The sequence below is a fragment of the Corynebacterium sp. ACRPJ genome (assembly GCF_022347345.1).
Classification (GTDB): Bacteria; Actinomycetota; Actinomycetes; order Mycobacteriales; family Mycobacteriaceae; genus Corynebacterium; species Corynebacterium tuberculostearicum_D.
Map to the genome: position 1 here is coordinate 20,283 of NZ_JAKRNC010000018.1, position 9,129 is coordinate 29,411.

6 protein-coding genes and 2 pseudogenes are annotated in these 9,129 nt (G+C 54.0%); 2 read left to right on the forward strand and 6 right to left on the reverse strand.

All coding sequences use genetic code 11. The features are described from left to right. Window positions 1-12: 12 nt before the first annotated feature. The 3 genes and pseudogenes from MHY08_RS10525 to MHY08_RS10535 all read right to left on the reverse strand — a co-directional run bounded on the left by MHY08_RS10525 (window position 13) and on the right by MHY08_RS10535 (window position 4,474). Window positions 13-1,289, reverse strand: a pseudogene (locus MHY08_RS10525) (IS256 family transposase). A gap of 690 nt (window positions 1,290-1,979) precedes the next feature. Then, the gene (locus MHY08_RS10530; RefSeq protein ID WP_239236621.1) at window positions 1,980-3,710 is read right to left on the reverse strand and encodes a hypothetical protein; all 1,731 of its coding nucleotides are present in this window, start codon (window positions 3,708-3,710) and stop codon (window positions 1,980-1,982) included. Between the two features lie 29 nt (window positions 3,711-3,739). Further along, the gene (locus MHY08_RS10535; RefSeq protein WP_225746187.1) at window positions 3,740-4,474 is read right to left on the reverse strand and encodes a hypothetical protein; all 735 of its coding nucleotides are present in this window, start codon (window positions 4,472-4,474) and stop codon (window positions 3,740-3,742) included. Between the two features lie 1,165 nt (window positions 4,475-5,639). Between MHY08_RS10535 and MHY08_RS10540 the strand changes: the two are divergent. Continuing rightward, window positions 5,640-5,926, forward strand: a pseudogene (locus MHY08_RS10540) (transposase); the annotation flags it as partial. 128 nt (window positions 5,927-6,054) lie between these two features. Here MHY08_RS10540 and MHY08_RS10545 read toward each other — a convergent pair. The 3 genes from MHY08_RS10545 to MHY08_RS10555 all read right to left on the reverse strand — a co-directional run bounded on the left by MHY08_RS10545 (window position 6,055) and on the right by MHY08_RS10555 (window position 8,261). Then, window positions 6,055-6,213 (reverse strand): hypothetical protein, encoded by a 159-nt coding sequence (locus tag MHY08_RS10545; RefSeq protein WP_239228744.1) that lies wholly within the window; start codon window positions 6,211-6,213, stop codon window positions 6,055-6,057. A 113-nt stretch (window positions 6,214-6,326) separates the two neighbouring features. After that, on the reverse strand, window positions 6,327-6,611 hold the full coding sequence (locus MHY08_RS10550; protein ID WP_239236622.1) for a recombinase family protein: 285 nt from the start codon (window positions 6,609-6,611) through the stop codon (window positions 6,327-6,329). Between the two features lie 1,254 nt (window positions 6,612-7,865). After that, window positions 7,866-8,261 (reverse strand): hypothetical protein, encoded by a 396-nt coding sequence (locus MHY08_RS10555; protein WP_239228746.1) that lies wholly within the window; start codon window positions 8,259-8,261, stop codon window positions 7,866-7,868. Between the two features lie 460 nt (window positions 8,262-8,721). Here MHY08_RS10555 and MHY08_RS11825 point away from each other — a divergent pair, with 460 nt between their 5' ends. After that, window positions 8,722-9,048 carry a DDE-type integrase/transposase/recombinase gene (locus MHY08_RS11825; RefSeq protein WP_370658800.1) on the forward strand — a complete coding sequence of 109 codons (327 nt, stop codon included), beginning with the start codon at window positions 8,722-8,724 and terminating at the stop codon, window positions 9,046-9,048. Window positions 9,049-9,129: the final 81 nt, after the last annotated feature.

The window sequence follows — 9,129 nt, forward strand, 5'->3', positions numbered from 1 at the left end:
ACGGGGACTGATTTACAAGTATGCGGCGAACCTGTCGGGGTAGGCCACGGATAGCTGGTTGATTGCCTGCTTCCAGTTGCTGGTCTTGCTGGCTTCGATAAGTCGCTTGGCTGAAGCAGAAGCCTTGGCACCTTCTTTAGCGCGGCGGGCAGCACGACGGTCCTCGATGTTACAGATCATCAACCACAGCGTCTTCACTGCCGCTGAATCCGACGGGAACTGAACGCGGTTTCGTGTTGCTTTCCGCAGCTCACTGTTCATCGATTCGATGGAATTCGTGGTGTAGATAACCTTTCTTGCCGCTGGCGGGAACTGCAGGAAGGAATGAACTTGTCCCACGCGTCGCGCCAGACTTTCACTGATTGCGGATACTTCTGGCCAAGCTCGCTGGCCTCAAACTCATCGAGTGCACTTCGAGCTTCATCCTCGTTGACAGCGGTATAGATGCCTCGTAGATGCTTCGAGACCTCTTTCCGGTCGCCGTATGCTACCCACCTGTTAGCGGCACGAATCAGATGCACCACACAGGTTTGGACCATGGAGTCCGGCCATGTTGCCTGGATTGCTTCGGGAAAGCCTTTCAGTCCCTCACAGCAGACAATAAAGACATCGTTGACACCGCGGTTGGCGATTTCTGCGCACACCCGCGACCAGAATGCTGCACCTTCATTGGTAGCTACCCACAAGCCCAAGATGTGCTTGATGCCTTCCATGTCCACACCGACAGCCATGTAGACCGCCTTGTTGACGACGCGTCCGTTGTCACGGATTTTTACACGTAGGGCATCAAGGAAGATGACTGGATAGAACTCGTCGAGTTGCCTGGTCTGCCACGCGGTGACTTCCTCTAAGACCGCATCGGTGACCGCGCTAATGGTATCTGGCGACAAGTTCACGCCGATGGTGGTAGCCAGATGATGTTCGATGTCACGCACGGTCATTCCGCCCGCATACAAACTAATGATCATGTCATCAAGGTCGGTAAGTCTGCGGCTGCCCTTGGGAACCATACGCGGCATATAGATGCCTGCTCGATCTCGAGGAACACTGATATCAACTGGTCCGTATGCCGAGTCCACGGTTTTGGGATAGGAGCCATTACGGCTGTTGGCTTGGCCGGCAGCTTCCTTAGCAGCCCGGTCGCCATTGACATAGCCCAGATGTGCATCCATTTCCGCGCCGAGCCCACTGTTAATCGTGGCCTGCAGCAAGCCACGCACCAGCTCGTTGGCGTCGGCGGTTGATTCACCCAGCTCCTGGATCAACTTGGCGGTTTCCGGGTTCTCCATCAGCCGGCGGCTGATATCGGCGACGCGCTCAGCGTCACCATGTTTCTTCGGGGACTTAGGCAGACATTGTTGCGCACGCTCCTTCGTGATTGAGGATCAACCCTCATACACAAAGCTTCCGACACCCTCTTTTCTTTCCGGTATTTTCTGTCAATCCCGAGTGCCGCATCAACTGCACGAAAGTCCTTGTAGCTTCGTCCAGTAGGAACAATAGTTACATCCGGAACCGTGCCGTGCGGCATAACGTGATCAAGTTGAAAACAACTCATGCTATGGCTTCCGCAACATCGACTACCCCATCAACCCCACGACAGTGGGATTCACACCCTAAATCCCCACGCGTGCAATCTTCGCACCTCAAAGATTGAAAAACGAAAGAAACCGGAGGTAACATACCCTTTCGAGTTTGTTACTTCCGGTGGTGCAGTTTGTTCAACTGCTCATGGTGTGATGTTCACGATGGCAGCTCAACACAGCTTTTCAAAAAGCGCCTCCCGAGCTGTGGATATGAAATCTCCCGGGAATTAATTGCGCCCACACCCTCGCCCTTAGTGGCACAAATACGCCCCTAGAATCGCCACCTCACCAGTCGGCGAGAGTGCCTAGCACAAAGAGGGGACATGAAAAATGCCCACCTAGAAAAGGCCAGGTGAGCATTAGAACATGCGTTTTACAACAAATCCCAGGCAATTAAGTCCGGGGCGGGACTTTGGCAAGGGCACGGCCGGTGTCTTCACGCACCATGCGGAGTCGTCGTGTCATGGAGTCTTGACCTGCGGTTTTCCGCTCGAATGACTCTTGGATCGCAAGGTTCGTCGAGGCCACCCATAAGGCGAGCGTGATGTAGAGCATCGGCTCACGCCGAACACCGCGCTTAAAAGAGTCCATCCCGGTGACATGCGGTGATTTCATGATCGAAAAACGCTGCTCAGTAATAGCGCGGGCCGCCTCATAATAAGTGGCGTGCTCCCAGGAGCCGGGGACAAGTCCCCACTGAGCGCGTTTCCACTGCTCAGGGGTGAACGTATGTGTGATACTTGACCGCGCGCAGCACTTATAGTGATCGGCAGACCAGCTCGGTGAAATCTCCGGGGCGTCTTCGGATGCCAGTGTCATCGAAGCCGGTTTGAGTGGGCATCGCACTCGCCCCTGTACTGCAGGGCAGACCAAATCAATTTTCACGGGCCGCTCGGTATCGGCTTCATCCTTACGAGGACGACCACGACCTTGACGCGCACGATAAGGCCTCGAATTCGTCCCCATGATCAACGGGAAAAGGGCTTCGAGCCGAGCATCCTGGCGCTCGAAACCGTCATCTTCGTCGAGCAGTTCCATGGTGCGGCGAACGATCTTCCCGTTGCCTGCAATGTCGCGTGCAGCAGGGCAATAAAACTCGCCCGCGATTTGCAAAGGACCACTAGCAGGTTCATCCCCAGCTGCGGTGTCAGATGCGAAAATTGTTCGCCAATTTTTGGGATAGCGCACCACGGGCGCATAGCCTGTAGCGAGCAATTCGTCGTTGAAAAACCTTTTCGCGTTATAGCCCATGTCAACGGTCAACAACGGCAAACGACCACGTTGAACGCGCTGGTCAAAACCGTTTTCTTGATGAAATCGGATAGCTCGCGCCAATCCCTGCACCGAGCCCGAGCTCGGCTTATCGATGGAAATTCCTGTAATCACCGGGGCGACCGAGTACACGGCTCGTGGCGGTCCGACGCGACATACAGCAGTAATACCCACGGCCACGCCCCCTTTGGTACTGCGACGATTGCCAAGCTCGGAATGCAACGAATGATCCTCCCGATCCCTGATGTAGTAGCCACCCGAGTAGGCCGCGCCACGGCGTTTCGTGTCACGACTGCCTAGTCCCGTCGACTGGCCTGCCAGGTCGATGATGGTCTCGTCGGCGACGATATCGCCGCGATATCCCTTGGGCGCTTGCTCATGGATTGAGCCTGCTACCAGCGCGTTGACGACTTGATGGAGCCTCTCGGACGCAACCTCGGAGGCCTGTTCTTGCTCGATTGAGCGTGCGGCCAGCATTCGACGGTGATCCCTATTTTTCACACGACGCGCAGGAGCATCAGGCAGTGAATCAAGCGGCTCAAGCCTCCGGGTCAGCCACATGGCAAACGCCCTGTAGGTGCCCTCGCCGCAGGAAAGGTCTAGGTCGAGCCGGGCCTGCTGAGCAGGCTCTAGGGTCCATAGGGTGCGCCAGATCTCCGCCATCGAGGGCACACGACGAATCCCAATCAAAGCCAAACCCACAGTGAGCACGCCCAACATTGAATATCGCGGGCCGGAGGATTTCCGTCCGCCCACGCCACGGTCCTGGCGAAAATAAAAGTCGATCATTTGGTGCGCACCCGATTTTTCAATAACCGCAGCGCAACTTTCCACATAATCGGGGGAAATCATCACTCTCTGCTCTTGCATTACTACTGTCATCAGAGGTACTCCCCCTCAGATCGCAGCAAAGCTTTTGCTTCGTCTTCCGGTGTATACCGCGGCAGGTCCGCCTCCAGATCATGGAGAACACGCAGATCAGCAATGCCCGCCATTTTCATCAGCATCGCAGCCGGCACCCCCGGGTCAGAGGCCAGTTTTACCACCCAACGATTCCGCAGCGCAGCAGCATTAAATCCAGGAAACCCCAGCTCAACGAGCTCTTCCGACACGTGGCAGACGGCGTTTCGAGGCATGGAATCGCCAACAATAGGAAAAACATATCCGTTACCGACATCGCGTGCCCGCGTCAAAAGCCGGTGACCGCGAACGGGACACACGACAGGCACCACGCGAGAGACTACACCCCGTTTTCGCACCGCGATCTGGACTGCCGTGTGCTCGGGCAGCTCTAGTGGAGAAACGTCGCTGCCGCGTAGCTGCCGGATCTCCTGGGACGACAGGCCTGCCCCAGTGGTGAGATCCAAAATCGTCAGCAACTGCGCCCGCAACATTGGTCGAAGGTTCGCAGCGACGGCGTACAGCTCAGCCTCCAGCGAAAGCTCCGCCGCCGGAACGGCTTTGCGCCGCGGTCCTCGTTGACGATGCGGTTCAGGAAATTCGTGAGGATACAACGTCCGGCCTGCAGCATAGAGAATCGTGCGATAAGTGCGCTGCGACCTGCGACTAAAAATATCATCACGGAAAAGCCACCGATCGACAGCGGGACGCGTCAACGCCCGCTCCTCGTCAACAACGCCACACACGAGTGCCTCATCGTACAGGTACCGCGCTACAACCCGCGCCGCCTTAGCATCAGCAATTTCATCAAGAACACGCGTATGAGCTTGGACAAGCGCTGCTCGGGCGATAGCCTCACTCCGCAGAGGCCCCGCCGGGCGGTGGATTCCCACCTCCCGTAGCCGCAAATAACGATCCTCATCCGGCAGCGTACGCCGAGTCAACCTGCGCACCCGCGACGGCGACGCCTGACCAATCACCGAGACTGTCGACACCTCCCCGGGCACATAGTCCCTGGAAGTGGGCCTCTCGAGAACGGGCGTTGCTGCTGCAAGAGCCGTAAATCTACCCACGCGCGCTCACCGCCCACATACTTAAAACGTTGGATCGGCAGGCACAATTGCTAAATATTTTTAGGCATGACAAAATAGACGCATCTCCATTCATGTAACTCCAAGTGAAGTGATTGGATTCTTTCGCTCAACGTTTTGGTAGAACGTCGGCGACCACAGGGCGCGATCGTGCAGGATCGGGCCCTGAATTTGTTTTCGGATTTGTCCGATAAGCAGTTTTAGGTCACAGATGCACCCCCTGCACCCTGACTATCATCACCACGGAAAAGCCCTGCTTCGGACAGCCACTGCGTCATCACATGCGACATGGAGCACCCGCGATTCGCTGACTCAGCAGAGAGCTTCGCCACGAATGGCGCAGGCAAACGTAATTCGACGCGCACAATCGCGTCGTCGGGCACTACCCGACGGGCCCTACGGCCAAAATGCGCTGACGGAATTTCCATCAAGCCCTCCTTCACACAGCTACCGACTCGCGACACGGATGTGCCACGAGAACACAGACATAAAGCCTGCGCCAGCCAGAAGAAATCCTGGCCAGTAGTGACAATAAAGTCACTTAATTTCAGTAGCCCTGTGTGGGCTGTGTACTTAGTCGTCCAAGCGTTGCCCGTAATGGGCTTTTATAGATTACCGGCTCCAACCGGTACAAAACAAATCATTCAATTACCTGCGCATTTGTCTGATCTTCCACCACCGATCAACTTCACCCGCGTCACCTTAAGGAAGGTTTGCAATACCGCATGTAGAGTTCTGTGGGCAGAAGTTTCCTCATGTGTCCGACTACCTGGAGGAATCACTCGATGAGCTGCTAGCTTTTACTACTGCACCGAAACCGGTATGGACCAAGATCTGGTCCAATAACCCCACCGAACGGCTCAACCGAGAAATCCGACGTCGCACCGACGTCGTCGGGATCTTCCCACACCGTGAGGCCGTCATCCGGCTGGTCGGGGCCGTCCTTGCGGAACAACACGATGAGTGGATCCAGCAAAACGCTACATGTCGCTGACCAGCCTGACCCAGACCAAGGAGATCATCGCTGCCTACCTCGTCGACGACACACCCACCGACAGCAAGGAAATCGCCGCCTAATAGTTACCCAACCCCGCCCCCGAGACGGCCCCAAGCATCGCTAAGCGCCCCACGCGGGCGCTTTCTTTATACCCTAAGTCAGGTGCGCATATTTACCGATATGGACCCACTTATCCAGAGGGTCTAACCTACGGCAAAACCTTTAGGGCGTATTCGAGGGCTTCCTGGCGAACGCGCCATGCGTATTCAGGCGTGATGTGGTCGCGGCGACGAAGCTTTACGCGAGCAGCAGGCTTATCACCTTTAACCGTGACCTTGCCCTTTGCCTTATTCGTTCGAATGGCCATCGTCGGAGTCACCTCTTTCAAGTGCTTTACCCTCATTATATTCCGAATCCCCATCCGAAAGCGAGGGCGGCTTGTCCTCCGTGTTTTCTTTGTGCAGCTCAACGACCGTTTCTCTAAGCGTTTGAGAACTTGACGGATACTCCGCGTTCGGTGAGTTTATCGACCAGGCGGTGGAGGTCGATAAGAGAGCGGGCAAGCCTGTCCATGCTCACCACAATGAGTTGACCGCCGGCGCGCACATAATTAAGCGCCCCATCTAAGCCCGGGCGCTGGGTGGACGAACCACTCACCGTGTCGGTGAAGATGCGGAAGACTTTTTCCTTCTTTAATGCTGCGGTCTGCCGGTCGAAATTCTGGTCTTTGGAGCTGACGCGGGCGTAACCAATTTTTTGACCCACAACAACCTCTGGTCGTTCTGGGAGGTCTAGAGGTAGTGACGGTTCTGTTTCATTGGTTATGAACCCACCCTAGCGAACAGTAGGTTAAATACGCCGCATGTAATCCCCAAACCGTTCACCTAGGGTGTACCCTATCGTGCGCGGTTTGCCTTGAATTGGGGCTGCAACCGAAGTTGCAACCCATTTAATCAATAAGGGCTGCTACTTTGATGGCAAACCCTTAAATCGCCACAATTTTTTACGCCGCCCTCAATGTAAAATATGCAAGGCGTGGCTCCCGCTTAACGCGAGCGACCACACCTTCCCCCACTGCGAAACGCTTACTTCTCTTCAGTGAGAGCTATCACCGTCGTGCCAGTGATCTGCTCCTGCATTCTTGGTGTTAGTAATCATCTCGGCCTAAGCAGCAGAAGGGGTTTTGTCCGCATCCCCTTTTTGCTACTTATCCCATCATCTCTGTATAAAGCAATTGGGGTACAGAAAATACAGGATATTCAATCAAGCACAAATAGATCCCAGAGGGAACCCTCTGCCATCGCTCGACACATTAACGGCTTCTACTTGACTGGTAAATTCCCTAGGGACTGTCTCTTCGCCCAAAGCTAGGTCATACCATAGCCTAGACATGTTAGACCCTTCACTGGCGGGCTCGTCAACGTCTTTAGCTACACATGAAAGGCTATACAAACCCCATTCATCTTCATCAAATGGGTAAGTGCCGAAGTCTCGCATATCCCTACGGAAATCTTGCATCATGACTTCGCGAATTACTTCATCTCCTCCATGTGTAATTTCGTCAGTTACATAGAGTATCTCTGTGATCTCTCGAGCCTTATCTATCCTTTTTAAATACTGTTTATGAAATCTTTCCAGATCCGACTCTCGAGCGAGGAAATAAGTTGTAAAAAGACAAGTTTCGCCCAACATATTAAATCGGATCACCGTCTACAGTGAAAGCTCCAGAATTCTTATATCTAGTCTGAGTGTCACAGTGTCTCTTATGAACATTTTTTCCGAATTTGTTCGTGTATAAATCCGCATCTTCTTTAGCCTTGTTAGGATCCTTCTTATGATTGCCGTAAACTAACCCTACTATTGGGTTTCCCGGTTCATTCTTCACCACTTGGCACTTCACTGTGTACATGCCAAGTTCATTTTTTTTCACAGCCGAAAAAGCTGGAGCTGGGCTAACGAACAGCAGCGAAAAGGCAACCGGAATAGAAATAATCCACCTGGAGGCTTTAGAAATATTTCTTAGCAAAGTTCTACCCTGTCTATCTTATCAAGTCCACGAACAACCCACTTCACATTTTTCCTACTATGAGGGGCAACCGGTTCGCAAGAAGTATCTTTGGAACCCAAAATAGGAGACGTAACAGAAGTCATAACAACTTTGATTCTCATAGGCGCGTCGCAATTGTTATACACCTGGACAGCAGCCTTTTCCATTTTCGCTTCAACACACGATGGGGCAGTGTTAGCTGAACGGAACATCTGGCTAGAAGAATCTTCTTCCACCACTCCAGCCGCATAACCCTCGGGGATCGAAATGGACTCACCTTCGGATAGCTCCACAACCGAGTAAGCATCCGTTTCCAAACCAGAACTCCCCTCAACCGCCATGGCAGCCGGGGCAGAACAGACAGCCATAGCGGTCGCTACTACAACTAAAGACCTAAAAACACGCATTTATTGCCACCAATCTCGTAACCCTTACTGGAAAGGTCAACCAATAGTACATTCGTCACGATAGCTGAACTTAGTTACCTCCGCCACCATAATTATTTCTCGCCCAGTGCCAACCCTCTATTTCTAATAGAGGGTGAGCGCACTTCCCGGCATTTTTGTTGAGGTCATTCTTCCTTCCCAAAACATTGCCAAGCGAGAATGCGCGCCGGTACGCAGCATGAAGGATCTGCAAGGCTTGTATCCGAGGCACAAAGCACCTAAGAGCCAACTGTCGTGAACTGTAGTCTTCGCGACGCTGCTCTCGTGGAGCATAGTCGCGATGTTGATGCTGAAAGTTACGGCGTCTACGGCGTGCGGGGAGATGTGGCGCGTGCTGGTCCGCCAGTGCATTGGCATTGGCCGCGAGCACACAGCCTGTCTGATGCGCAGCGCTGGCCTGTCCGGAAAGAACAAAAGTAGGGCACCAATCACAACGCGCAAACCCAAGGGCCCGGAACTTCGCCCAGGCTTGGTACATCGTGAGTTTAAGGCTCCTGGCCCTCATCGGCTGTGGGTGACGGATATTGCTTATGTGCGCACCAGGAAAGGGTTCGTGTACACAGCTTTTGTCACTGATGCGTACTCCCCGAGGATCCTCGGGTGGGCGCTGTCGGATTCGATGCGCATCGAAGTCTTGTTGCTGCAGGCGTTGAACCAGGCGATCGTGTGGAGCGTGTCAAGTTGTTTGTGTGTGGGGCTGGGTTTATAGGTATTTGTCGAAGCGGTCGGGGTAGGCCACGGCCATTTGGTTGATGGCTTGTTTCCAGCCGGATACTCGGGCTCCTTCCAT

What these genes read in the sequence shown, in the direction of transcription:
- MHY08_RS10530 (WP_239236621.1), bottom strand. Translation starts at nt 3,710, where the DNA reads ATGATTTCCCCCGATTATGTGGAAAGTTGCGCTGCGGTTATTGAAAAA.
- MHY08_RS10545 (WP_239228744.1), bottom strand. Translation starts at nt 6,213, where the DNA reads ATGGCCATTCGAACGAATAAGGCAAAGGGCAAGGTCACGGTTAAAGGT.
- MHY08_RS10555 (WP_239228746.1), bottom strand. Translation starts at nt 8,261, where the DNA reads ATGGCTGTCTGTTCTGCCCCGGCTGCCATGGCGGTTGAGGGGAGTTCT.
- MHY08_RS11825 (WP_370658800.1), top strand. Translation starts at nt 8,722, where the DNA reads ATGCGCAGCGCTGGCCTGTCCGGAAAGAACAAAAGTAGGGCACCAATC.